This window comes from Candidatus Francisella endociliophora, from assembly GCF_000764555.1.
GTDB lineage: Bacteria > Pseudomonadota > Gammaproteobacteria > Francisellales > Francisellaceae > Francisella > Francisella endociliophora.
The window spans coordinates 1,607,761-1,631,760 of record NZ_CP009574.1; the positions used below are offsets into that span (position 1 = coordinate 1,607,761).

The window sequence follows — 24,000 nt, forward strand, 5'->3', positions numbered from 1 at the left end:
AAAATATTCTTGAAAAAGGACTTTTTGGCTCAATATGTAAATTTGCAAGGTTTAGAGTACAAGAGTTATTCTAAAAATGCACAAAATTTAAATGCTTAAAGTAAAACAAAATAACAATAATTAACAAAGGAGTAAGATTGTTATGAACATTCGTCCATTACAAGACAGAGTATTAGTACGCCGTGCAGAAGAAGAAACAAAATCTGCTGGTGGAATTATCCTAACTGGTAGTGCTCAAGAGAAGCCTAGCGAAGGTGAAGTTGTAGCTGTTGGCAATGGTAAGAAACTAGACAACGGTTCTACTCAACCTATGGATGTGAAAGTAGGTGATAAAGTACTATTTGGTAAATACTCGGGTAGTGAAGTAAAAGCAGGTGATGAAACTCTTCTAATGATGAGAGAAGAAGACATCATGGGTATTATCGGATAATTTAAGAATTTTACAAATTTTAAAGGAGAAATAAATATGGCTGCAAAAGAAGTTTTATTTTCAGATGAAGCTCGCGCAAAAATGCTTGATGGTGTTAACACTTTAGCTAACGCTGTAAAAGTTACTTTAGGTCCTAAAGGTCGTAATGTTGTTTTAGATAAATCATTTGGTGCTCCAACTATCACTAAAGATGGTGTTTCAGTTGCAAAAGAAATCGAATTAGAAGATAAGTTTGAGAACATGGGTGCTCAAATTGTAAAAGAAGTGGCTTCAAAAACTGCTGATGTGGCTGGTGATGGTACTACTACTGCAACTGTACTTGCTCAAGCGCTACTTACAGAAGGTCTAAAAGCTGTTGCTGCAGGTATGAACCCTATGGATCTTAAAAGAGGTATCGATAAAGCAGCTGCTAAGTTAGTAGAAGAATTAAAAGTACTTTCTAAGCCATGTTCAGATGCTAAATCTATCGAGCAAGTTGGTACAATCTCAGCTAACTCTGATGCTACAGTTGGTAAGCTTATCGCTGAAGCTATGGCAAAAGTTGGTAAAGAAGGTGTAATCACTGTAGAAGAAGGCAAAGGCTTTGAAGATGAGCTTGATGTTGTTGAAGGTATGCAGTTTGATAGAGGTTATCTATCTCCATATTTTGCTACAAACCAAGAAAATATGACTACAGATTTAGAAAGCCCATATATTTTGTTAGTAGATAAAAAGATCTCTAATATCCGTGAGCTACTTCCAGTATTAGAAGGTGTGTCTAAGTCAGGTAAGGCATTACTTGTGATTGCTGAAGATGTTGAGAGTGAAGCTCTAGCTACTCTAGTTGTAAACAATATGCGTGGTGTAGTTAAAGTATGTGCTGTTAAAGCTCCTGGCTTTGGTGATAGAAGAAAAGCTATGCTTGAAGATATTGCTATCCTAACTGGTGCTACAGTTATCTCTGAAGAGCTTGGTATGAAGTTAGAAGAAGCAGGCATGGAGAGCTTAGGTACTGCAAATAGAGTACAAGTAACAAAAGATGATACTACTATCATTGATGGAGCTGGTGATAAAGATGCTATCGCTAATAGAGTATCTCAAATCAAAGCTAATATCGCTGAAGTAACATCTGATTATGATAAAGAAAAGCTACAAGAAAGATTAGCTAAGTTATCTGGCGGTGTTGCAGTGATCAAAGTTGGTGCTGTTACAGAAGCTGAAATGAAAGAGAAAAAAGATCGTGTAGATGATGCTCTTCATGCAACTCGTGCCGCAGTAGAAGAAGGTATTGTTGCTGGTGGTGGTGTTGCTCTTATCAGAGCACAAAAAGCTCTAGAAGGCTTAACTGGTGAAAACGATGATCAAAATCATGGTATTGCTCTTCTTAGAAAAGCTGTAGAAGCACCTCTAAGACAGATTGTACAAAATGCTGGTGGTGAAGCTTCTGTAGTTGTAAATGAAGTTAAAGCTAAAGAAGGTAGCCATGGTTATAACGCAGCTAATGATACTTATGGTGATATGGTTGAAATGGGTATCTTAGATCCAACTAAAGTTACTCGTTCAGCTCTACAACATGCTGCTTCAATTGCTGGTCTTATGATTACAACAGAAGCTATGGTTGGTGAGATCAAAGAAGATGCTCCTGCTATGCCTATGGGTGGCGGCATGGGCGGCATGCCAGGCATGATGTAATATGTTTCTTTAAATCTTTTCTAAAAACTCTATATATTTCTTTGTAATCTCATATAATAATTCTTACAAATTTTTAAAAAAATAAGAGTTATTTATGGGTTCAATCTCAAATGATAATAAAGTTCTTGGCTTAAAAGATGTAACAATAATGGCAGTTACAGCCAATTTTGGTATTCGTTGGATACCTGTTGCAGCTTGTTTGGGAGCCTCAGCAATATTTTTCTGGATACTTGGTGCTGTAATGTTTTTCTTACCGCTGGTTGTAATTGCAGTTCAGCTTTCTAAAAAACATCCTGATGAGGGTGGTATTTATTCATGGACAGTTAGAGCTTTAGGTGAAAAAGCTGGTTTTATGGTAGCTTGGTTATATTGGGTTAATACGGTATTTTATTATCCAGCAGTACTTATATTCTTAGCTACTAACTTTGCATATTTCATTGGTCGTCCTGATTTGGTTAGTAATCATTACTATATTACGATTGTAGTATTGACAGCGTTTTGGTTAGTAACATTTATTAGTTTTTATGGTCTAAAAGCAAATAAATATCTAGTAGATATTGGTGGTGTTTTAGGTTCATTTTTACCAGCTATTGCCATTATTGTATTAGGTTTTATAGCATATTTGATGGTAGGTGAGAGTGCTACAGATTTCTCTTTGGGAAATATTATCCCACATGAAAATGTTTGGCATAATCTATCGACCTTGACAATTATTATGTTTGCAATGGCTGGGATTGAGATTATCCCAACTTTTGCAAACTCTGTAAAAGATGCAAAACGAAACCTATATTATGGTTTAATGCTTTCTGCTTTTATTCTGCTTGGTCTATATATTTTAGGGACAGTTGCTTTAAATCTTGTGGCATCTCCTAATAGTATTAATAGTGCTTCTGGGCTTATGGAAGCATTTGAGATAATTGGACAAAGGTTTGGCTGGGATTGGTTCCCAAGATTGATGGCATTTTTACTTACATTTGCAGAGCTTGCAGCTGTTAGCATCTGGCTTTTAGCACCAGTAGTTATGTTCTTTAAATGTACTCCTAAAGGTATCCTTCCCGAGTGGTTACATAAAACAAACAAACATGACTCACCAAAAAATGCCTTGGTATTTATGGGTATTTTAGTAACTTTGATTGTTGTCTTAACAAACTTTTTACCATCTGTAGATTTGATGTATCAAGCTTTGATTCTTATGGCAACAGTACTTTACTTCATACCATATCTATATTTAGTAATTGCTTATATTAAGCTTATGGATAATCGATATAAATATTTCTTAGGCTTTTTTGTCTTTATTTCTACATCTTTAGGTATTATTTTCAGTTTCCAACCGCCAAGTGACTTAACAGGTATGTATGATATTTTTATCTATGAGTTTGAGTTAATCTTAGGTCCAATTATATTTATTGTTATAGGTTGGGCTTTGTATAAGTTTAGAAGCAAGTAGCTTATTTTTGTAGATAAGTATTCATTATTGTTAATAGCCTTTGATATAACTAGCAATTAATAATTAAAAAAATCTAGATATTTCCCCTACATAAATTTTTTTTATTACATATAATTGATTCTTATAAGTTTTTTAAAAAATGAGAGTCACTTATGGATTTAACCTCTAATGATAATAAAGTTTTAGGTTTTAAAGATGTTACTTTAATGACAATAGCTTCTAATTTTGGTATTAGATGGTTAGCTGTAGCAGCAGGACTAGGAGCTTCGGCTATCTTTTTCTGGATAGCAGGAGCTTTAATGTTTTTTATTCCCTTAACATTTATAGCTGTTTATCTATCCAAACGATATCCAGAGGAGGGTGGGGCATATACTTGGACAACTATAGCATTTGGTGAAAAGTCTGGGTTTATGGTTGCTTGGTTATACTGGGTTAACAACCTTTTTTACTATCCTACTTTAATGATATTTTTTGCAGCTAACTTTGCTTATTTTATAGGTATGCCTGATAAAATCCATGATCAGATATGGGTTACTACATTAATACTTATTGTATTTTGGGCTATTATCTTAATTAATTTATATGGCTTAAGAGCTAGTAAAATGATAGGTGATATTGGCGGGTTATTAGGAGCGATAGTCCCTGCCATAGTAGTTATAATTCTAGGCTTTGCTGCGTATTTTATATATGGAGGGAGCGCTACTGAATTTACTTCTAATAATATAATTCCACATGACAGCATATTTGGTAATCTTTCGACATTAACAATAATTATGTTTGCTATGTCTGGAATTGAAATTATTCCAACATTTGCAAATTCTGTTAAGGGCGGAGGAAAAACTTTATATAAGAGTTTGATTTTTTCAGCCTTTCTTTTAATAGGCTTTTATATATTAGGTACAATTGCTATAAATATTGTTTTAGCGCCTGATAATATAAGTGAAACGGCAGGCCTTGTCGATGCATTTAACTTATTAGGGCAAAAGCTGGGTATAAGCTGGTTAGCACATTTAATGGCATTTTTGTTAACATTTGCTGAGCTTGCAGGAATTACTATATGGCTTGTTGCTCCTATTACGATGTTCTTTAAATGTACACCTAGAGGTATATTGCCAGAATGGTTACATAAGACAAATAAGTACAATGCTCCAGCAAATGGCTTAATTTTTATGGGTGTAATTGTAAGTATAATTATTTTATTCACAAATCTATTGCCAACAGTTGATACTATGTATCATGCTTTGATACTTATGGCTACTGTATTATATTTTATACCATATATTTATGTGGCTCTGGCGTACTATAAGTTAGCTGAAACAAGATTTAAATATTTGGTAAGTATATTAGTTCTAATATCTTTATGTTTAGGAATTATATTTAGTTTTCAGCCCCCTGCAGATTTGAAAACAACTACTGAAATTATTATTTATGAGCTTGAATTAGCTTTAGGACCTATAGCATTTATTCTCATTGGCTGGGCTTTGTATAAATTTAGAAGAGTTAGTAATGATTAAGAAAATAGTATTAATTACATCATTATCATTAGGTATTGTTTTTGGTGCATCACAAACAGAGGATAGTATTTTTAAAAATGTTGATACTATTATACAAAATGATGTTGATAATGGTTTTGGTGGAGCTGTTTTGGCAGTAATTAAAGATGGCGAAGTTATTAAAGAATCAGCTTATGGCTATCGTGATAGGTTTAAATCTGATTGTATAACAAGACCGGATTATACTATTCCAAATAGTTGTTATTTAGAAATGGCACAAAGAGCGCCTATGACAGTAAATACAAAATTTGATTTAGCTTCTTTGACAAAAATTTATTCAACTGTATTTTCTATGATGCATTTGGTATACCAAGGCAAACTTGATCTTAATAAGCCCGTAGCAGACTATATACAAGACTACCCATACAAAGATATCACAGTAAAACAGGTAGCAGAACACACAGCAGGTTTTGGCCCTGAAGTAAACTTCTATAATAGAAATGATGTTATGTACAACGGCAAGACAGTAGAAGAAAATGGTTTTTATTCTCAAGATAGAGCAACGACTTTAGATTTTATAACAGGTCGAAATGATAGTGACAATAATCCAAATTATCTTGTGGTGCCTAGAGAGTATGAGCCTGGTACAAAAAATATTTACAGTGATACTGATTTTATGTTACTTGGAACTATTATTGAGCATATTACTGGTAAATCACAAGATAAGTATGTAAAAGAGGAGATTTATAAACCTTTAGGAATACAACTTACATATAAGCCTCTTGAAAATGGTGTGGATATTAATCAAATTGCACAAACTGCTATTGGTAACTGGGATGCATCATATAGCGAGGTTTATGAAAAATACTTGAGAATAGAGTTTTATGATAATATGCGTCTTAATCCTATTCGAGGACATTCTCAAGATGAAAAGCTTTTCTATAGTATGGGTGAGGTATCTGGGCATGCTGGATTATTTGGTAGCGTTGAAGATTTAGAGCCATTAGTTAAGCTACTTTTAAATGGAGGTAGTTATAATGGAGTGACTCTATTTGATCAAAAGACTTTAGATCTATTTACAACTCCTGTTGCAACAAATGATACTTATGGAATAGGTTGGAGGCTAGCTGGAGATGATGGAAAAATGGCTTGGATGATGGGTGACTATGCTAGTGATAAAGCATTTGGACACACTGGTTTTACAGGAATGGTAACAGTTATTGATCCTAAAAAGAATTTTGCAGTTATTTTGCTAACAGATAAGCTTCAGAGTCAACAATTATCTAAAGGGAGCTTTAAATCTAGTCAAGATTATAAAACTCCAAATTATGGCTCTATAATGACACCTATTGAAGAAGATATTGAAAAATATTTAAATTGATAAGCCTTTTATAATTTTAGTAATACTTTATCTAATAGATTAGTCGGTAAGATTCTTTTTAAGATTACAAAAATCCATGTAGCCTTTGTAATATGATAACGTGCTTTTGGTTGTTTGCTACTTATTATTTTCTCAACAACTTTTGCTACTGATATTGCAGGCTCGTTAAAAGGAATTTTTTTATGTTGCCATTTTAGCATTTTTTCATATTCATCTTTATGATGAGAGCTTTGTATATCAATATTTTTTGCTGTTTTGACCATATTTTCTCTAAACTTGCTAGTTATTGGTCCTGTATTTAGAGTGCTTATATGTATATTTGTCCCAGTTAATTCAAGACGTAGTGTATCAGTTAAACCTTCAACAGCATATTTACTGGCAATATATGGCCCGCGATATTTTGAGTATACTAGACCAAATACGGAACTATGTTGAATAATTTTTCCATAACCTTGTTTACGCATTATTTTTATAGCTTGACTGGTCAGATTATGAAGAGCAAAAAAGTTTGTTTCAAATTCATCTCTTAAATATTTTGTATCAACATCTTCTATTGCACCAGCTTGACCAAATCCTGCATTATTAAATACTATATCTAAAGTTCCATTAGTTTTCGTTAAAATATCTTGTAGTGCTTTATCTACTTGTGCATAATTATTTACATCAATCTGGTATGTCTCAAAACCTTCAGTAATTAGAGCCTCAACATCTTTTTGTTGCCTTGCAGAAGCAAAAACTCTATGTCCTTGATCTTTAAGATATTTTGCAGTAGCGTAGCCAATGCCGCCATGGGAGCATCCTGTTATTAGTATTGTTTGCTGAGACATATCTTTAGTTTAATAATTATCCTTAGTGTTTAGTTTAGGTTAAAATAATTACTATGTAAAACTGTTAGTTTATAAACTTAGTAGAAGTTTTGTTATGAATTATAGTAGAGCCCGTAAGTTAGTCAAACTCAAAAAGAGGCTTGGTCAAACAAGAAGTCTTAGAATTGTAGAAGCAAAATTGTTGCAAAAACAATTATGGAAGTTTGGTTATAAATCTGTTGCACGAGGATTGATGATTGGACTATTCTGGATGATGATACCGATGCCTTTCCAGATGGTACCTACTGTAATCATGTGTATATATCTTAGGGCCAATATACCGTTAGCTATAGCTTGTGTTTGGATTAGTAATCCTATTACGTGGCTACCTTTATATTTTGCTAATTATCTTTTTGGTAGCTTTATATTAGGCCTAAATATAAATATTATTGAATGGAAAGCATATGCTACTTATGTCATGAATAATATTTGGCAATTCTGGCAGCCACTATATTTAGGTAGCTTTGTGGGAGGGTTGATACTAAGTTCATTAGCTTTTGTTTTAGTTTATATAGTGAGGTTTTTGAGAATGCAAATAAAGAAAAATAAAAAAATTAGCTCTTTTTGAATTTGTTAAAAAACTTTTTGAAAAGCCCTGTATTTTCTTCAGCTTGTTGAGCAGCAACTCTTGTCATCCTTATTTCTCGAAGCTTCTCCTGAATTTTTTCTTCGGTATTGTGTGTTTGTGTATTAGTTGTAGCCATATCAGGGGTATCAATACTCGGAGTTTGCTTTTCAGGATTACCTATTGAAGTATTTTCTTTTGTTATATTTTTAGAAGGTTTACTTGATATATCTTCTAAGAACTTACTTTGAGTTACAACATAGACATCATTTTCATTTTTTTTGACAAAGCCTTGATCTCTTAAGGCTCTGCGGTATTTATAAATAGTGCTTTTAGAAACTCCAAAACCATCTGCTAATTTAGCAGCACTTTGACCATTTTTAATAGCATTAAATATGGCTCTTTTCATAGCAATTTCTTTTTGTACTGGGATTCTCATAATATCGCTTATATGTCGTTTTTTGAATATGCTCAGTTTATTAGATACATTATATCGTAGCTTTTTTACTTATACAACTTGTCCTGAAGCCCACCCTGAAGCCCATGCCCATTGGAAATTATAGCCTCCTAGCCAACCTGTGACATCAATCACTTCACCCACAAAATAAAGTCCAGCAACTTTGTTGGACTCTAGGGTCTTTGATGAAAGTTCATCACAACTTACACCGCCAAGTGTAACTTCTGCAGTTTTATAGCCTTCATTTGTTTGTGGGTAAATTTTCCATTGATGTATTTTATCGTGGATAGCAGTAATTTTGTCATTATGTAAATCACATATTCTTTGCTCAAGAATATCTTGCTCAAAAAATGCGGCCACCAGATTTTTTGGAAGTAGCTCAGATAGAGTGTTCTTAAGTGTAGTTTTTGACCTTTGCTCTTTTTTTAAGCTTAAAAAGTCAGAAATATTTTTATTAGGAGATAAATTGATTTGGATGTTTTCTCCAGTATTCCAATATGAAGATATCTGTAGAATAGCAGGTCCACTAAGTCCTTTATGTGTGAAAAGTATATTTTCATCAAAGCTGACTTTATTGTTTGAAACGTTACAAAAAACAGAAATACCTTTTAGTTGACTAAATCTTTTTTGATCTTTTTGATTAAAAATGAAGGGTACTAATCCAGCTCTTTGAGAATTAACTTTTAAGTCAAACTGTTTTGCGATTTTATAACCAAACCCTGTAGCGCCCATCGTTGGAATTGATAGACCTCCTGTTGCGATAACTAGAGATTCACAACTATATGTATGATCTTTTGAGTGTAAATAAAAGCTATTTTCTTTTTTGTAAATTTTGTCAATAGCTGTATAAAGTTGTATTTTAGCACCATACTTATCACATTCTGATAAAAGCATATTTACGATATCTTTCGCTTTGTTATCGCAGAAAAGTTGGCCTAATGTTTTTTCATGATATGGGATATTATAATCACTAACTAAGCCAATGAAGTCCCATTGAGTATAGCGAGATAGGGCAGATTTCATAAAATGTTGATTGTCTGCTAAATATCTATCAGGGGCGACATTATAATTTGTGAAGTTACAGCGACCACCTCCTGACATTAGGATCTTTTTGCCCACTTTGTTTGCATGATCTAGTACTAGAGTATTACGGCCTCTTTTTGCAGCTTCTATAGCACACATAAGTCCAGCAGCACCAGCTCCAATTATTATGACATCATATTTATTTGTTTGAGTCATTTATATTACCATCGATTTTGAGCTTTAAAATTTGTGTATATTATACCTAATGAAATATCTAAAAGATCTTTAATTTTACTCTTGTAAGGTATTTATAATCTATCTTGTTGGATAGGGTATAAATTCATCCTCATCATCTATAACTTTATCGAATTTATCTTCTTGCCAGTCTTTTATCGCTTGATTTATTCTGGTTTCTTTACTGGAAACAAAATTCCATTTTATAAATCTTTTACCTAGTTTATCACCACCTAGAATTATAAATTCACTATTACAAAGTGCTTTAATATTAGTAGTATTTTCTAAAATAGCTAATTGAGATTTTGAAATTTTTTGATCGGATATTTCGAGTTCTCCAGATAAAACATAAATACCTACTTGCTCCTTAATAGGAATATCTAAAGAGCAATTTTTTTGTAGTTCTATATGAGCTAAAAGTGTATCACAGAAGGTTTTTACAGGAGATTCATGTTCCCATGCTTTACCTATAAGTAGTTTTATTTGAGCGTTATTATATTTGAATGTCGGTAGAGTTGATTCTGAATAATGTAAAAACTCTGGTTCAACCTCTTCAAATTCTAAAGGAAGAGCTAGCCACAGTTGTAGTCCATGTAATATTCTTGCTTGATTACGACTCTCTTTGGGTTCTCTTTCTGAATGAGTAATACCTTTGCCTGCTACCATTAATCCTATTTCATTAGGTTTTGTTGTCTGGATGTTTCCCAGAGAATCTCTATGGGTAATTTTTCCTTCTAGTAGATAAGATACTGTTGCAAGGTTGATATGTGGGTGAGGGCGTATATCAAGAGCGATAGAGCTATCTAAAGTAGCAGGGCCAAAATGGTCCATAAATATCCAAGGTCCAACCATCTGCTGTTTCGAGGATGGTAATATTCTGTTGACCGTTATTTTATCTAGATGCTTTATATTTGGGCTGAGGATATGTTTAATCATATAGCTAAACTCATAAAAAGATGGCTTATAACAAAAGTATAACAGAGAGGAAAAAAGATAAAAAATGTATATCAGAACTTCCAATATGGAATGTGTTAAAGATCTTTTAGTTTATACCAATATAGACTAATGATTATAAACATTAAGACTAAATAGATGCTAATGATGTCTATGATAGTATGTGCATGCAAATAACTTTGAATAAAAGATACTAAGCTTGTGATTGACATATTTATAAAATACATAATTGCAGCAGCGGTACCAGAGATGTGGCGAAACATTGATATACCTCTTCCCATTGAGAGGGGAAATATTGAGCCGCATGTAAAATATACAAACATTGTTGTAATAATTAACAAACTAATACTGTTTGGTATAGCAAAACTGATTATAAAAAACACAGCGATTAATAAACTAAATAAGTGAATAACGCTAAAAAATATCTTACCAACAGAAAAAAGATCTACTAATCTGCGACTAATAATTGGAGCTGGTAAAAATGCAAAACCTAAAAATATTGCGAGTTTTCCAAAATAAGCTGCTGAATATCCCATAATATCTTGTATAAGAAATGGTCCTAATGTGTTAAAGCTTATAATAAGTGAATATGCAACTCCCATAACTATACTTAGAGATATAAATTCTTTATTTGATAAAACCTCTATGAGATCATTTTTTATTTTTATAGCATTTGGTTTTGTCTTTTTTTCAATAGTTTCTGGAATATATTTAAATACTAAAATCGTTAAAATAGCAACGATAATGCTAAAAAAGTAAAAGCCGGATTTCCAGCCAAATAGTTCTTGTAAAAAACCTCCAAGAATAGGACCTACTATTGGTCCTAATCCCCATAGAAATCCCATCGTTGGACCTAGTTTTAAAAGTTTCTCAGGAGGCAGAGTATCTGAGAATATACCTCTATTAACAACACCAATAGCTCCCATAAGGAAACCCTGTCCAAATCTTGCAGTTAATAGTACATATTCATTAGGTATAACTGTTGGTAATATACTAGAAACTACAAATCCTATACAACAGGCTCTTAATAATGTTTTACGTCCAAGCGCATCTGTCATTACACCAATTATAAAATTACCTAACGCATATCCAACTAAGTATAGCGAGATAACCATTTTTGATACAGATGCTGAAATATGTAATGATGAGCTAATCCCAGGTAGTGATGGAGCAAATAAGTCAATAGTCATACCCATCAAAATAGGAAATGATAGCAGGATAAACAGTCTTATTTTGTAGTGGAAAGATGTATTTTTATTAATATCTTGAAAAGTAGACATTGTGACAATGTTTTATAAAAAATATTTAGAAAGCTAATTTTATCAGAAATAAGCTAGTAAGTAAGATTTATTTGAAAATACTAGCTAGAATAAAAAAAGAGGTTTTAATTAATATCTACCTTGTTGAATCATAGCTTCAGCTACTTTTTCGAAACCTGCTAAGTTAGCACCAGCTACTAGGTTATAATCATAGCCATATTTGCTACTTGCATTAACACATGCTTGGAAGATGTTTGCCATGATTTCACGTAGTCTAGATTCAACTTCTTCAGCTGTCCATGCAAGTCTAGTAGAGTTTTGAGCCATTTCAAGACCAGAACAAGCTACACCACCAGCGTTAGAAGCCTTACCTGGAGCAAGGTTAATTTTTTTACTTTGTAATAAAGCGATAGCTTCATTAGTTACAGGCATGTTAGATGCTTCAACAACATATTTAACACCGTTGTCTATTAACTGCTTAGCTTCTTCTTCATGTATCTCGTTTTGAGTAGCACCAGGAATTGCTATATCAGCTTTCACACCCCAAGGCTTCTCACCTGGGTGCCAAGTTGCGCCAAAGTCTTTAGCATAATCTTGCATAGTTTTTTCACCAGCACGAATTTTTAATAAGTACTCAATTTTTTCTTCAGTGTTGATGCCTTCTGGATCATGTACAAAACCTTTAGAACCTGAGATAGTAACAACTTTACCACCAAGTTGAGTTACTTTTTTACATACACCCCATGCAACGTTACCATAACCAGACGCGATTACAGTTTTACCTTCCATAGTTTCACCATCATGCTTAAGCATTTCATCTAAGAAGAATACAGCACCATAACCAGTAGCTTCTGGACGAATTAAGCTTCCACCTGATTCTAGTGACTTACCAGTTAGCACACCATTTTCAAAACATGCTCTAATTCTTCTGTATTGACCGTACATATAGCCGATCTCTCTGCCACCTACACCGATATCACCAGCTGGTACATCGATATCTGGACCAATGTGACGTTGTAGTTCCATCATAAAGCTTTGGCAGAAGTTCATGATTTCTTGATCTGTTTTTCCTTTAGGATCAAAGTCAGCACCACCTTTACCACCACCCATAGGAAGTGTAGTTAAGCTGTTTTTGAAAACTTGCTCAAAACCAAGGAATTTGATAATTCCAGAGTATACGCTTGGATGGAATCGAATACCACCTTTGAAAGGTCCAATAGCGCCGTTGAATTGATATCTGTAGCCTCTATTTACTTGAATATTACCATTTCTATCTGTCCATGGTACTCTAAAAGAGATTCCTCTTTCAGGCTCTACCATACGAGCTAAAATATTTTCTTCAATATATTTAGGATTTTGCTCTAAGGCTGGCTTAAGAGTAGAAAAAACTTCTTTTACTGCTTGGATGAACTCTTTCTCATGTCCATCTCTTTTTTCTACATCAGCGATTACACTATCAATATACTTTTGAGCATTCATTTATGCGTCTCCTTTGTGATTTGAAAAATTAAAAGAATCTTTGTTTCAATACATAACATAACGTAACCTATATCTAGTATAAGCAGACAACAAATATTCTATATATGCAATTTTGCATCTAAATTAGTTTATTTACAACTCTCTTAGAGTAGATAAACATTATTTTATAATAATTTTGGTGTATTAAAAATCAAATAATTTAATTTCACATATAAAAATATTTTACAAGTTATTGATTATTGTTTAGTCTAGTAGGATAAGTGATGTTTTTCGTTAAATAATAACTAAAGGAATAAAATATGAGCATGGCATTTGGTTATAACTTTATGAGTCGTATTTGGAATCTGTAGCAAAAGGAGAATAGTGTATGTATATTTCAGATCTTTATTTCAAAAAAAATTATTCATTAATATCAAAAAACCGCAAATCATACACTAAACGAAAACCTCTTTAATTTATATTTTTGCAAAGAATTTAAGTTTTAAAAGATAGGTTTAAGAGAATGGTATATCCAGATATAAATATAGAAAATATAAATAAAGCACAACAGCTTATAGTTGTAACGACAAAAAATTGGCAAAGTGTACAAGGACAGTTGTGGTTTTTTAAAAAAGATAAGCAGAATCATTGGCTAGTTATAAAATCTGCTATTCCAACAGTTGTTGGCAAGAATGGTTTAGCGTGGGCAGATAGTTCATATCAGCAATTTGCAAAAGCCCCAGAGAAAAGAGAAGGTGATAATAAAGCACCGGCTGGAATTTTTAATTTAGGTAAAACTTTTGGCTTTTCAAATGAGTTATTAAGTAATTCGGAATATATACCTTTAACAACAGGTATTCGCTGTGTAGATGATAGTAATTCAAAATACTATAATCAAATAGTAGATAGTGATAGTTCCAATATTCAAAAAGATTGGCAATCATCAGAAAATATGCCAGAAGTCCAAATATACAAGTATGGAATAGAGGTTTTATATAATACAAATCCAGCTATACCTGAAAAAGGTTCATGTATCTTTATGCATATTTGGAAGTCTTCAGGAACTGGTACAGAGGGCTGTACAGCAATGGCTGAGAAAGATATAAAAGATATTCAGCAGGCTTTAGATACTAGTAAGGATCCAGTATTAGTACAATTACCACAAAATATTTATAACCAAGTTCAACAGGCTTGGAATTTACCAAATTTATCTCAAGGAAATTAGATGAGCAATTACACGATTTTTGATAATAAGAAATTAGTTGAACAAGTTAGAGCGAAATCATTAACGACTCCATGCTATATATATGATACACAGCTTTTAGAAGATACTTTCGCAACTGCAAAATCAGCATTAGATAAAAACTTTAAGAATGCAGAAATCCACTATGCTATTAAAGCTAATCATAATCCAAATATTATAAGTATTGCCAAAAAGCACAACATGGGAATAGATTGTGTAAGTGGAGGAGAGATTAGCCGAGCGCTAGAACAGGGCGTTAACTCTAAGCATGTTGTATTTGCGGGAGTTGGTAAAGCTGATTGGGAGATTGAACTCGCTATAGACAATGATATATTCGCATTTAATTGCGAATCTCTAGAAGAGATTGAAGTAATAAACCAAATTGCTCAAGCTAAAAATAAATTTGTGGATATTTGTCTGCGAGTAAATCCAAATATAGATGCTCAAACTCACCATTATATAAGTACTGGTCAATTTGATGATAAGTTTGGTATCGCTTTTGCTGATATTCTTAACTGGTTTAATGTTGGTTTTTATAGGTTTGCTAATATTAATGTTATTGGTTTGCACTATCATGTAGGCTCACAAATTCTGAATAATCAAGTTTTTCAATCCTTAGCAATAACATCAAATGAGCATATGAAACTACTTGAGCAGATTGGAGTGAAAATTGGACACATTAACTTTGGTGGTGGTCTAGGTATTGATTATGACAATCCTGAATTAAATCCAATTGCTGATTTTGATAGTTTCTTTGTGAATTTTGCAGAGTTTTTTGAGTATTGTGATGATGTTAAGTTGCATTTTGAGTTAGGTAGAGCATTGGTTGGTCAATCTGGGATGCTTTTATCACAAGTGTTATTTAACAAAACTACTCAAAATACTGATTTTGTAATTGTTGATGCTGGTATGACAGAGTTGTTGAGACCAGCGCTATATCAAGCTAAGCACAAGATAGTTGGATTGGTAGAGGATAATGGCAAAGAAAAACAACACTATCATGTTGTAGGTCCAATTTGTGAGTCAAGTGATGTGTTTGCAAAATACTATCCATTACCAGAGCTAAAAAGAGGCAACTTAATAGCTATATATTCAGCAGGTGCTTATGGTAAGGTTTTAGCAAGTGAGTATAATCTAAGACCAACTGTTAAAGAGTATTTTATTTAGGACTTATTATGAGTTTATCAAACAAAAAAATATCAACGCTATCGCTTACGATGTTAAATATCTCAGCGATTATTAATCTAAGCTCAATCGCATATATGGCAACTATTGGATTACAGAGTATTTTCTTTTACCTCATTGCTGCGGTTACTTTTTTAATTCCAACGTCACTAGTTTGTGCTGAGTTAAGCAGTATGATTACCAAAAATAATGGCGGAGTATTTAGCTGGGTTAAGGCAGGTCTTGGGGAGAAGGCTGGTGTACTTGCTATGTGGCTTGAATGGTTCAATAATGTTGTTGGCTTTCCAAGTTCAGTAACAGCCTTGATAGCAACTTTTTCATATATCGGCTTTAGAGGTTTTGCCGAGAATACTCATACTAGTGTAGGTTTCTGGCTAGTTATGATAACTGTATTTATTACAATAAGCTTGTTTAACTGTTTACCATTACGAAAAGTTGTTGTACTAAATATAATTGGAGCTGTCTTTGGGATGATAGTTCCTGGAGTTTTATTAGTATCAGGCGCAATATATTTCTTAGCAACAGGACAGAGTAATCTTGAATATCGCGGAGTTAGTGATGTGCTGCCAGTATTCTCACTTGGTACTTATGCATTATTAGTTAAAACATTATCATCATATTCTGGGATTCAATCAGTAGCTTTTCATATGACAAATATTGAAAAACCTGAGAAAAATATTCCAAGATCAATATTGATGGCTACTTTAATAATTGTATCTTTAACAATTCTAACAACAGTTGGTTTGACGATAATTATCCCAGTAAAAGATGTAAATGTCTTAAATGGTTTGATTCAAGGTATATCACAAGTCTTAAATATAATTGGCCTTGGTAATGTTAAGCCTTTAGTGGTTATTATGATTGGTATAGGTATGCTTGCAGCTCTTAGTACATGGGTTTTGGGTCCTGCTAGAGGGATGCAAACTGCTGCAGAACAAGAGCTTTTTCCAAAGATTATGGCTGGAAAAAATAAGTATGGTATGCCTGTAAATATGCTTGTGATACAGATACTAATAGTAGTTGTGTTATCTTCAGTATTCTTAATAATGCCTTCTGTATACGCTGCATTTGCATTACTAGTTGCGATTACATCACAGTTTACTGTTGTGATGTGGATTATGGTGTTTGCATCAGCTATTAGACTTAGGTTTACTAAACCTGATACACATAGGGTATTTTATGTTGGTAAGAGAAACTCAAACTGGCTACTTGTATCTATGTCTTTAGTTGCTATTTTTATGTGTATTCTGGGTTTTGTATTAGGGATGTTTCCACCAGCATTTTCACATGTTAAAAATGTATTTCAATACACAATGATACTAGTTGGGGCAGATATTATAATTATAGCAATTCCACTAGTGTGGATTTGGTTGCATAGAAAGAGGATTTTGTAGAATTAGATAGAAATTTCACACAATCTATTATAAGATAATAATTATTATGTGAATGTTTAGAACCAGCTTAGCAAGTATTTTAAGCATATTCATCATCTCCTTATTTTTTACTAGGAGCACAGTCGTTTTTATAGCAAGGGGTTGACCGCACAGGGTTAAACAACTTGTTACTAGCCAAGCTCCCAACTTGGCTAGTATAAATTCATTACCATTTCCTTGACAAAGTAAATGAAAACAAGGCACTTAAGTATTTCCTAATACTCACTTAAATTTTATCAATTTTTTTTGATATTAGAATAGTAAAAAAGTAATTATTGTTCTTGACTTTGGAGAAACGATTCTATGAGGTGGATAGTACAAAGTTTGTTATCAGCTAGCAGGGAATATTTTTATTAAAATTCTTGTATCTCCTTTAACTATAAGCTTTTAATGGCATCAACTAATACTCGGAGTAACTCTTTTCCTATATCATAAATCTTAAAGTTATTAGCTTACATTATTTGTTGGAGTTTTAGTTGGAACACCTACAAATAGGCTTTATAAAATCATAAGTGTCAACTTTAACTTTATAGTTATATAAGGGGAATAACCTTTTAAGGAAACCTAAAAAACTTATCTATATAATGCTTTCATTTTAGGTACTTTTTTCTAAATTCAGCAAATATTTTTTTTTATCCAAACCACCAGTATACCCACCAAGTTTACCATTAGAAGCAATTACTCTATGACAAGGAATGATTATTGGGAATAGATTCTTACCATTAGCATTAGCCACTGCTCGAAATGCTGTTGGTTTATCCATGTTTTTAGCTTCTTCTAGATAGCTAATAGTTTTGCCATAAGGAATTTCACGAAGTTCTTGCCAAACTTGTTTTTGAAAATCAGTACCGGTTAATTTTGAAGGGATTGAGAAGCTTTTTAGTTCTTTATTAAAATATTTATCTAACTGAGAATTTGTAAGTTGAGTTATTTTGTTTCCTTTAAATACAATCTTTGCTGAATAAGTTTTTAGTAATCCTTCAATGGTTTTGATAGCTGAATCACTTTCAAAAATACAGGCATACAAGTAGTCGCTATCAGCAATAGCAAGCATAGAAGCAATTGGCGTCTGTATTTCTTCTACATAAAAAATATTTTTAAATTTATCTTTATTTATTGAACTAAGATAAATTTGCTGAGTTTCTTTAATCATAAGTATATTATGTATTATATACATAGTTTAATAATAACTTAGATAATGACAAATAGTAAGTTTTATAAATTCATGCCGATAGTTATTTTAATAATTGGTGTTGTTGCTTTTTTTAGTCTTGGAGGACAAGAGTATCTATCCTTAAATGCTTTAAAAGAAAATTATCAACATATTTTAACTTTTACAAATAATTATTTTGCTATAAGTATTTTAGTTTTTGTGATTGCATATATAGCTGTAGTAGCATTTTCTATCCCAGGAGCTACAGTAATGACACTATTAGGAGGTTTGTTGTTTGGTTTATTATTAGGATCTTTTCTTGTAGTCATATCAGCAACTATTGGTGCAAGTGTTGTTTTTTTTGCAGTAAGGACATCTCTCGGAGAAGCTTTGCAAACTAAGATAAAAGGTAGCATTGCAAGAATGCGTTTAGGGTTTGAGAGAGACGCTTTTAATTATCTTATGGTATTGAGACTAATTCCAATATTTCCATTTTTTGTAATAAATATTGCAGCAGGGATACTTGGGGTTAAATTTAGAGATTTTTTCTGGGCTACTTTTCTTGGAATTATTCCTGGTAGTGTTGTTTACGTATGGGTCGGTACTAGTCTTAGTTACCTTATTCAAAAAGGTAACGATATTAATATGAGAATTATTTTAGAGCCTGAATTTATCTTGCCAATAGTAGCCTTAGCTATTTTGTCAATAGTGCCTGTCTTTGTCAAAAAATCTAAGAAAAAGGTTACTAATTATGATTAAAGCAGATATTTGTGTAATTGGGGCAGGATCTGGGGGCTTATCTGTAGCAGCTGGAGCTGTGCAAATGGGAGCAAAAGTAGTGCTTTGTGAGGGTGGTAAGATGGGAGGTGATTGTCTTAATTATGGTTGTGTGCCATCTAAGGCAATGATAGAAGCTTCAAGAATTATCGCAAAGACAAATAAGGCGAAAGATTTTGGCATTAACATTAATAATGTAGATATTGATTATAAAAAAGTTCAGCAGCACGTTAAAAATGTCATTGCAAAAATAGAGCCACATGATTCTGTAGAGCGCTTTGAGAGTTTAGGTGTAAATGTAATTCAAGAATATGCAGAGATAGTCGATCAACACACAGTTAAAGCTGGTAATAATATTATCAAAGCAAAGTATATAGTTATGGCTACTGGTTCAAGAGCAAGTATTCCAAGTATCAAAGGTTTAGATACGGTTAACTATCTAACTAATGAAACTATATTTGATTTAGTAGAAAAACCTCAGCATTTGATGATAATTGGCGGAGGTCCTATAGGTATAGAGTTAGCTCAAGCTCATGCACTGCTAGGTTCAAAGGTTACTATTTTTGAAGCGTCAGATACTATTTTGGGAATGTTAGACCATGAATGTAGAGATATTTTGCTTAAAGAACTGGATAATTTGGGCATAAATATAATAACTAATGTAAATATTGATTCAATTGAACAAGAGGCTCAGGTAATACAGATTAACTGTGGTTCAAAATCTTATGAAGGCTCTCATTTATTAGTTGCTGCAGGTCGACAGCCAAATATTGAAAAATTAAATTTACAGAGTGCAGATATTACTCATACATCAAAAGGTATAAGCGTTGACAATCGCTTAAGAACAAATCTCAAAAATATCTATGCTATTGGTGATGTGACTGGAGGTTACCAGTTTACACATGTAGCAGGTTACCATGCGGGAATTGTCATTCAGAATATGTTATTTAAATTGCCCTCTAAGGTTGATTATAGTAGTCTTCCATGGTCAATTTATACTACCCCTGAGATAGCTCATGTAGGTCAATCTATGTCTGAAGCTAAAAATGCTGGAGCAAAAATTTTAAAAATTTCATATAAAGATAATGATAGAGCACAAGCTAGCTTATCAACGAATGGTTTGGTAAAAGTAGCTATAGATAAAAAGGGTTATATTTTAGGAGCTACAATTATTGGAGAAAGTGCCAGCGAACTTATAGTGCAATGGACTATAGTGATTAAGAATAAAATGAAAATAAAAAATATGACCTCACAAATTATTGCATATCCGACGTTAAGTGAATTAAATAAAAGACTAGCAGGTAACTATTTTACTCCTACACTTTATGGCTCTAAAGTTAAGGCAATTGTGAGGTTCATGATGAAGATATTTGGTAAAAAATTATGATAGATCAAAGGTTAAGACCAGTTTTTCAAAAAGTTTTTGTTGCTAATGTTGCAAAAATTTTAGGAAATAAAGTTAAGCCAAACGCTGTTACGTTACTAGCTTTATTTGTTGGCTTATTAAGTGCGCTGTCCTTGTTTTATGATAAATATTTATGTGTTTTACTTCTACTATTGTCAGGCTATTTAGATATATTGGATGGTTCTATTGCAAGATTACAAAATTCATCATCTAATTTTGGTACTCTTCTTGATATTCTATCTGATCGAGCAGTCGAGGTTTTTATTATAGTAGCAATATTTATTAATCAGCCTTTACAAAATCTTTGGATAGCTGTTTTTATATTTATATCGATATCTTTTTGTATGTACAGCTTTTTATTGGTTGGTATATTTAGTCAAAAAGAATCAAAAAAGAGTTTTTACTATAGTCCTGGACTTATTGAAAGAGCAGAGACGTTTGTATTTTTTATAATTATGATTTTATTACCTACTACAGTGTTTTATTTAGGGGTAATCTATACTATATTAGTATTGTGGACAGCAGGTTATCGCTGTTATGAATTTTATTGTTCTGAAAAAATAAGCAAGGAGAGAACTTAAATGAAGAATAATCTAAATAGTGTTTTTATAGGTTTTATGAGTGGTCTAATTAGTGCAATGGTTTTGCTATTTATTTTTACCTTAATTCGTCAACACTCTATATCTCTTGATGATAGTTTTAAATATAACCTTTACCGTTTGATGGTATGGGGAGGCGTTTGGGCAATATTATTTGCATTCCCTATATCTAAAAATATCTGGATTAAAAGTGCTATAATCGGCTTAGCAGTTATATTTTTTAATTTCTTGGTCTTGATGCCACTTCAGGGAGCTGGTTTCTTTGGCTCTAATGCAGATTCAACAGTATTCATAATGAATATCGTATTTAATTTCTTATGGGCTATGTTTGCAGGAGTTATTTATAAAGCTGTAGCATAAAACAGTTATTAAGAATTATTATTTCTTATAGAGGTATAGATCTGACTTTCTATCTTCTTAAAAGTTAGAAGCATCTTTATTTTCTTCATATATTTTTTTATTAATTGATAAATAGTTTTGTATAAGACTTGTTTTTATTCAAGTTGACCCTATATCTAGTAACAAGGTATTAAGAATTATTTCGTACATACTTGGTTGTGGTATGAAATTTAGAGTTTAGGAGTTTTAGTATGGCAGATTATTATTCACTGCTTGGTGTAAGTAGAGATGCATCAGAAGCTGATTTGAAAAAAGCATATAGGCGTTTAGCAAAAAAATATCATCCAGATGTTAATAAAGAAAAGGATGCTGAAGATAAGTTTAAAGAAATCCAGACTGCATATGATGTTCTCGGCGATAAAGAGAAAAGAGCTCTCTATGATAGTTATGGTGAGAACTGGGATAAAGTCCAACAAGGAGGCTTTGGCGGTCAAGGCGGCGGTTTTGGCGGCTTCTCTCAAGGTGGATCGCAGAATTTTAATTTTGAAGACTTAGGTGATATTTTTGGAGATCTTTTTGGCGGAGGTGGTCAAAGTCGAGGTTTTGGTGGAGGTCAACCAAGAGCTAGAAAAGGTGAAGATATAAATGTCTCATTACGCTTGAATGTAGAGGATGCAATAGCTGGAGGGAAACGAACAGTATCTTATAGCTATCAGGAAGTAAGTGCTAATGGCATGCCGTCAATGCAACATAAAAATGTTGATGTGAAGATTCCGCCTGCAATGGGTAATGGTAAAAAATTACGTGTTAAAGGCAAAGGAGCTGCTGGAGTCGGTACAAATGCACCCGCAGGAGATCTATATATCAAAGTAGAAGTGATAGATCATAAAAATTATAAAGTTGATGGCAATGATATTTATGAGCATATAAATGTTGCACCATGGGAAGCTGCTCTTGGTACAACTCTTGAAATTGATACTCCATTTGGTAAAAAGAAAATGAAAGTACCAGAAGGAAGCCAATCAGGTCGTAAGATGAGAATTAAAGGTAAGGGGCTTGGAGATGGAGACTTTTATATTGTATATGATGTGAAGTTACCTCCTGCAGATACAGATGATAAAAAAGAGTTCTATAAGCAAATGCAAGAAAAAATGGATTATGATCCAAGGGCATAATTAAATGAAAAAAATTGTATTAGTCATCTCGATAGTTCTATTGTTTACGGGATATTCATACTCAACTACTAAAAAAGTTTTTTTGGTTGGTGGTAATCTAGATGGTACATATTCGCAGATATTTGATGATATGGCATCTGCTATAGATATGAAACTTGATAGGCAAGATAATTGTGGTGATTGGAATACTACAAAATGTCCTAAAGTAGCAGTGATTACATCAGCAGCAGATAACTCAGAAATAGCAAAAGATAAGGTATACCCATATTATAAAAAGCTATTTGAAGACAATGGTTTTATAACAAAGCATGTTATCGCAAATGTTGATAACTATACAACAACGACAGATACCAATACAAAACAAGGGGCTGAAAATGCTCGAATTATAAAAGATGCTGATATTATCTTTTTTAATGGAGGTAATCAAACCTTACATTCTAGAACATGGTTAAATGATGATGGTTCATATAATACTTTAATGAAAGAGGTCGCCCCAAAATACAATAGTGGTGCTTTGATGGTAGGGACTTCTGCAGGTATGGCTGTGCTAGGGGATATAACCTTTGGTGGGATAAGTGATTCAGCTAAAGATTCTTTCGGAATATTGTTTTTTCATCATAATCAAGGTCTTGCACAAAAAAGTGTTAAAGATGGAGCTGTTGGAGGTACTGGTTTTGCAGATCAAAGGATAAACCCAAATCCTAAGCTTGTGAAATTACAGCATGAACAGAATGGTGGTCTGATGTCTGGACTAAGTTTATTACCATTTGAAGTTATTACAGATACGCATTTTGGTGATAGAGGAAGGCTGGGTAGATTAATATCTGCTATGTCAGATTCAAAAAAACATATTGGTTTAGGTATTGATCAAGATAATACCGCGTTATTGGTTACAATAGAGTCAAATGATACTTTTAATCTATCTGCTTATGGTAAAAACGGTTCATATATTGTTTCTACATATGATTCAAATTTTGATAATGGAAAAGGCTCTATTTTTGCAAAGAATATTCGACTTGATTATTTAAGTAATGGCGATGTTGCAAAAGTATCGGGTAAAAATATAACTGTCATCCCAGCTAATAATAAAAAGGCTATATTAACAGAGTCAAATAACCAAAGTACATCAAATGATATATTATCACCGTATGCAATTTTTGATGTTATATCTTCTTTGTCTAAATCATCTAAGCAGTCAGCAACAGGTAAAACAAACATACCAGCTGAATATCCTACAAATACTCCTATATTTGAATTTCTATTTACAAAAGATAATACTAAGTCATATTGTATTATGTCTGATAATAAGTGTTTAACTGAACCTAGTGACTATACTATTGAAAACTTATATCTTGACATAGAATCTAAGCAGTTAAATTAATCTTGAGCTATCAAGTTAGTGCTAGAAATATTTAGTAGGTTGCCTTTAATTGTTTAATCTTGCTATAATTTA

Annotated in this window: 22 protein-coding genes; 15 read left to right on the forward strand and 7 right to left on the reverse strand. The window is 32.7% G+C overall.

Going from position 1 to position 24,000, the window contains the following annotated elements:
• The first annotated feature begins 142 nt into the window (after positions 1–142).
• The 5 genes from QI37_RS07930 (at position 143) to QI37_RS07950 (ending at position 6,422) form a co-directional block, all read left to right on the forward strand.
• Positions 143–430, forward strand: a complete 288-nt coding sequence (locus QI37_RS07930; RefSeq protein WP_040010241.1) for a co-chaperone GroES — start codon at positions 143–145, stop codon at positions 428–430.
• A gap of 36 nt (positions 431–466) precedes the next feature.
• Complete coding sequence (gene groL / locus QI37_RS07935) at positions 467–2,101, forward strand: chaperonin GroEL (RefSeq protein ID WP_040010243.1); 1,635 nt, start codon at positions 467–469, stop codon at positions 2,099–2,101.
• A gap of 94 nt (positions 2,102–2,195) precedes the next feature.
• On the forward strand, positions 2,196–3,548 hold the full coding sequence (locus QI37_RS07940; RefSeq protein WP_040010245.1) for an APC family permease: 1,353 nt from the start codon (positions 2,196–2,198) through the stop codon (positions 3,546–3,548).
• Positions 3,549–3,700: 152 nt separating this feature from the next.
• Entirely contained in the window at positions 3,701–5,062 is a 1,362-nt protein-coding gene (locus tag QI37_RS07945) for an APC family permease (protein WP_040010247.1), read from the forward strand.
• The gene (locus tag QI37_RS07950; protein ID WP_052399175.1) at positions 5,055–6,422 is read left to right on the forward strand and encodes a serine hydrolase; all 1,368 of its coding nucleotides are present in this window, start codon (positions 5,055–5,057) and stop codon (positions 6,420–6,422) included. Before QI37_RS07945 ends, QI37_RS07950 begins: the two co-directional genes overlap by 8 nt.
• Positions 6,423–6,430: 8 nt before the next feature.
• Here QI37_RS07950 and QI37_RS07955 read toward each other — a convergent pair whose 3' ends face one another.
• Positions 6,431–7,249 carry an SDR family NAD(P)-dependent oxidoreductase gene (locus QI37_RS07955; RefSeq protein ID WP_040010248.1) on the reverse strand — a complete coding sequence of 273 codons (819 nt, stop codon included), beginning with the start codon at positions 7,247–7,249 and terminating at the stop codon, positions 6,431–6,433.
• 94 nt (positions 7,250–7,343) lie between these two features.
• On the opposite strand from QI37_RS07955, the gene QI37_RS07960 reads away from it, so the two are divergent.
• Entirely contained in the window at positions 7,344–7,856 is a 513-nt protein-coding gene (locus QI37_RS07960) for a DUF2062 domain-containing protein (protein WP_040010249.1), read from the forward strand.
• Here QI37_RS07960 and QI37_RS07965 read toward each other — a convergent pair.
• The 5 genes from QI37_RS07965 to gdhA all read right to left on the reverse strand — a co-directional run bounded on the left by QI37_RS07965 (position 7,843) and on the right by gdhA (position 13,259).
• Positions 7,843–8,292, reverse strand: coding sequence for an FTL_1293 family small RNA FtrC-regulated protein (locus QI37_RS07965; protein WP_040010250.1), 450 nt, complete (start codon positions 8,290–8,292; stop codon positions 7,843–7,845). The genes QI37_RS07960 and QI37_RS07965 overlap by 14 nt on opposite strands.
• Positions 8,293–8,361: 69 nt before the next feature.
• Positions 8,362–9,549 (reverse strand): BaiN/RdsA family NAD(P)/FAD-dependent oxidoreductase, encoded by a 1,188-nt coding sequence (locus tag QI37_RS07970; RefSeq protein WP_040010251.1) that lies wholly within the window; start codon positions 9,547–9,549, stop codon positions 8,362–8,364.
• A gap of 99 nt (positions 9,550–9,648) precedes the next feature.
• Positions 9,649–10,503 carry a pirin family protein gene (locus QI37_RS07975; protein WP_040010252.1) on the reverse strand — a complete coding sequence of 285 codons (855 nt, stop codon included), beginning with the start codon at positions 10,501–10,503 and terminating at the stop codon, positions 9,649–9,651.
• Between the two features lie 95 nt (positions 10,504–10,598).
• Complete coding sequence (locus tag QI37_RS07980) at positions 10,599–11,801, reverse strand: MFS transporter (RefSeq protein WP_235261375.1); 1,203 nt, start codon at positions 11,799–11,801, stop codon at positions 10,599–10,601.
• Positions 11,802–11,909: 108 nt separating this feature from the next.
• Positions 11,910–13,259 (reverse strand): NADP-specific glutamate dehydrogenase, encoded by a 1,350-nt coding sequence (gene gdhA, locus QI37_RS07985; RefSeq protein ID WP_040010254.1) that lies wholly within the window; start codon positions 13,257–13,259, stop codon positions 11,910–11,912.
• 502 nt (positions 13,260–13,761) lie between these two features.
• Here gdhA and QI37_RS07990 point away from each other — a divergent pair.
• Genes QI37_RS07990 through QI37_RS08000 form a run of 3 tightly spaced genes read left to right on the forward strand, consistent with a single transcriptional unit; the run spans position 13,762 to position 17,060 of the window.
• On the forward strand, positions 13,762–14,463 hold the full coding sequence (locus tag QI37_RS07990) for a L,D-transpeptidase family protein (RefSeq protein WP_040010255.1): 702 nt from the start codon (positions 13,762–13,764) through the stop codon (positions 14,461–14,463).
• On the forward strand, positions 14,464–15,648 hold the full coding sequence (lysA, locus tag QI37_RS07995; protein WP_040010256.1) for a diaminopimelate decarboxylase: 1,185 nt from the start codon (positions 14,464–14,466) through the stop codon (positions 15,646–15,648).
• Positions 15,649–15,656: 8 nt separating this feature from the next.
• Entirely contained in the window at positions 15,657–17,060 is a 1,404-nt protein-coding gene (locus tag QI37_RS08000) for an APC family permease (protein WP_040010257.1), read from the forward strand.
• Between the two features lie 634 nt (positions 17,061–17,694).
• On the opposite strand, the gene QI37_RS08010 is transcribed toward QI37_RS08000, so the two are convergent.
• On the reverse strand, positions 17,695–18,252 hold the full coding sequence (locus tag QI37_RS08010) for a methylated-DNA--[protein]-cysteine S-methyltransferase (RefSeq protein ID WP_040010767.1): 558 nt from the start codon (positions 18,250–18,252) through the stop codon (positions 17,695–17,697).
• A gap of 45 nt (positions 18,253–18,297) precedes the next feature.
• On the opposite strand from QI37_RS08010, the gene QI37_RS08015 reads away from it, so the two are divergent.
• The 6 genes from QI37_RS08015 to QI37_RS08040 all read left to right on the forward strand — a co-directional run bounded on the left by QI37_RS08015 (position 18,298) and on the right by QI37_RS08040 (position 23,928).
• Entirely contained in the window at positions 18,298–19,011 is a 714-nt protein-coding gene (locus QI37_RS08015; RefSeq protein ID WP_040010262.1) for a TVP38/TMEM64 family protein, read from the forward strand.
• Positions 19,004–20,416 (forward strand): dihydrolipoyl dehydrogenase family protein, encoded by a 1,413-nt coding sequence (locus tag QI37_RS08020; protein WP_040010264.1) that lies wholly within the window; start codon positions 19,004–19,006, stop codon positions 20,414–20,416. The genes QI37_RS08015 and QI37_RS08020 overlap by 8 nt, the downstream gene beginning before the upstream one ends.
• Positions 20,413–21,015 carry a CDP-alcohol phosphatidyltransferase family protein gene (locus QI37_RS08025; RefSeq protein WP_040010266.1) on the forward strand — a complete coding sequence of 201 codons (603 nt, stop codon included), beginning with the start codon at positions 20,413–20,415 and terminating at the stop codon, positions 21,013–21,015. The genes QI37_RS08020 and QI37_RS08025 overlap by 4 nt, the downstream gene beginning before the upstream one ends.
• A complete protein-coding gene (locus QI37_RS08030; RefSeq protein WP_040010267.1) occupies positions 21,016–21,393 on the forward strand; it encodes a hypothetical protein in 378 nt (125 codons plus the stop codon).
• A 230-nt stretch (positions 21,394–21,623) separates the two neighbouring features.
• On the forward strand, positions 21,624–22,547 hold the full coding sequence (locus QI37_RS08035; RefSeq protein WP_040010270.1) for a DnaJ C-terminal domain-containing protein: 924 nt from the start codon (positions 21,624–21,626) through the stop codon (positions 22,545–22,547).
• Positions 22,548–22,551: 4 nt separating this feature from the next.
• Positions 22,552–23,928, forward strand: coding sequence for a cyanophycinase (locus QI37_RS08040; protein ID WP_040010272.1), 1,377 nt, complete (start codon positions 22,552–22,554; stop codon positions 23,926–23,928).
• Positions 23,929–24,000 lie beyond the last annotated feature (72 nt).

Excerpts from the sequence above, each read along its gene's own strand:
- QI37_RS07930 (WP_040010241.1), top strand. The coding sequence starts at position 143 with ATGAACATTCGTCCATTACAAGACAGAGTATTAGTACGCCGTGCAGAA.
- groL (WP_040010243.1), top strand. The coding sequence starts at position 467 with ATGGCTGCAAAAGAAGTTTTATTTTCAGATGAAGCTCGCGCAAAAATG.
- QI37_RS07940 (WP_040010245.1), top strand. The coding sequence starts at position 2,196 with ATGGGTTCAATCTCAAATGATAATAAAGTTCTTGGCTTAAAAGATGTA.
- QI37_RS07945 (WP_040010247.1), top strand. The coding sequence starts at position 3,701 with ATGGATTTAACCTCTAATGATAATAAAGTTTTAGGTTTTAAAGATGTT.
- QI37_RS07950 (WP_052399175.1), top strand. The coding sequence starts at position 5,055 with ATGATTAAGAAAATAGTATTAATTACATCATTATCATTAGGTATTGTT.
- QI37_RS07955 (WP_040010248.1), bottom strand. The coding sequence starts at position 7,249 with ATGTCTCAGCAAACAATACTAATAACAGGATGCTCCCATGGCGGCATT.
- QI37_RS07960 (WP_040010249.1), top strand. The coding sequence starts at position 7,344 with ATGAATTATAGTAGAGCCCGTAAGTTAGTCAAACTCAAAAAGAGGCTT.
- QI37_RS07965 (WP_040010250.1), bottom strand. The coding sequence starts at position 8,292 with ATGAGAATCCCAGTACAAAAAGAAATTGCTATGAAAAGAGCCATATTT.
- QI37_RS07970 (WP_040010251.1), bottom strand. The coding sequence starts at position 9,549 with ATGACTCAAACAAATAAATATGATGTCATAATAATTGGAGCTGGTGCT.
- QI37_RS07975 (WP_040010252.1), bottom strand. The coding sequence starts at position 10,503 with ATGATTAAACATATCCTCAGCCCAAATATAAAGCATCTAGATAAAATA.
- QI37_RS07980 (WP_235261375.1), bottom strand. The coding sequence starts at position 11,801 with ATGTCTACTTTTCAAGATATTAATAAAAATACATCTTTCCACTACAAA.
- gdhA (WP_040010254.1), bottom strand. The coding sequence starts at position 13,259 with ATGAATGCTCAAAAGTATATTGATAGTGTAATCGCTGATGTAGAAAAA.
- QI37_RS07990 (WP_040010255.1), top strand. The coding sequence starts at position 13,762 with ATGGTATATCCAGATATAAATATAGAAAATATAAATAAAGCACAACAG.
- lysA (WP_040010256.1), top strand. The coding sequence starts at position 14,464 with ATGAGCAATTACACGATTTTTGATAATAAGAAATTAGTTGAACAAGTT.
- QI37_RS08000 (WP_040010257.1), top strand. The coding sequence starts at position 15,657 with ATGAGTTTATCAAACAAAAAAATATCAACGCTATCGCTTACGATGTTA.
- QI37_RS08010 (WP_040010767.1), bottom strand. The coding sequence starts at position 18,252 with ATGATTAAAGAAACTCAGCAAATTTATCTTAGTTCAATAAATAAAGAT.
- QI37_RS08015 (WP_040010262.1), top strand. The coding sequence starts at position 18,298 with ATGACAAATAGTAAGTTTTATAAATTCATGCCGATAGTTATTTTAATA.
- QI37_RS08020 (WP_040010264.1), top strand. The coding sequence starts at position 19,004 with ATGATTAAAGCAGATATTTGTGTAATTGGGGCAGGATCTGGGGGCTTA.
- QI37_RS08025 (WP_040010266.1), top strand. The coding sequence starts at position 20,413 with ATGATAGATCAAAGGTTAAGACCAGTTTTTCAAAAAGTTTTTGTTGCT.
- QI37_RS08030 (WP_040010267.1), top strand. The coding sequence starts at position 21,016 with ATGAAGAATAATCTAAATAGTGTTTTTATAGGTTTTATGAGTGGTCTA.
- QI37_RS08035 (WP_040010270.1), top strand. The coding sequence starts at position 21,624 with ATGGCAGATTATTATTCACTGCTTGGTGTAAGTAGAGATGCATCAGAA.
- QI37_RS08040 (WP_040010272.1), top strand. The coding sequence starts at position 22,552 with ATGAAAAAAATTGTATTAGTCATCTCGATAGTTCTATTGTTTACGGGA.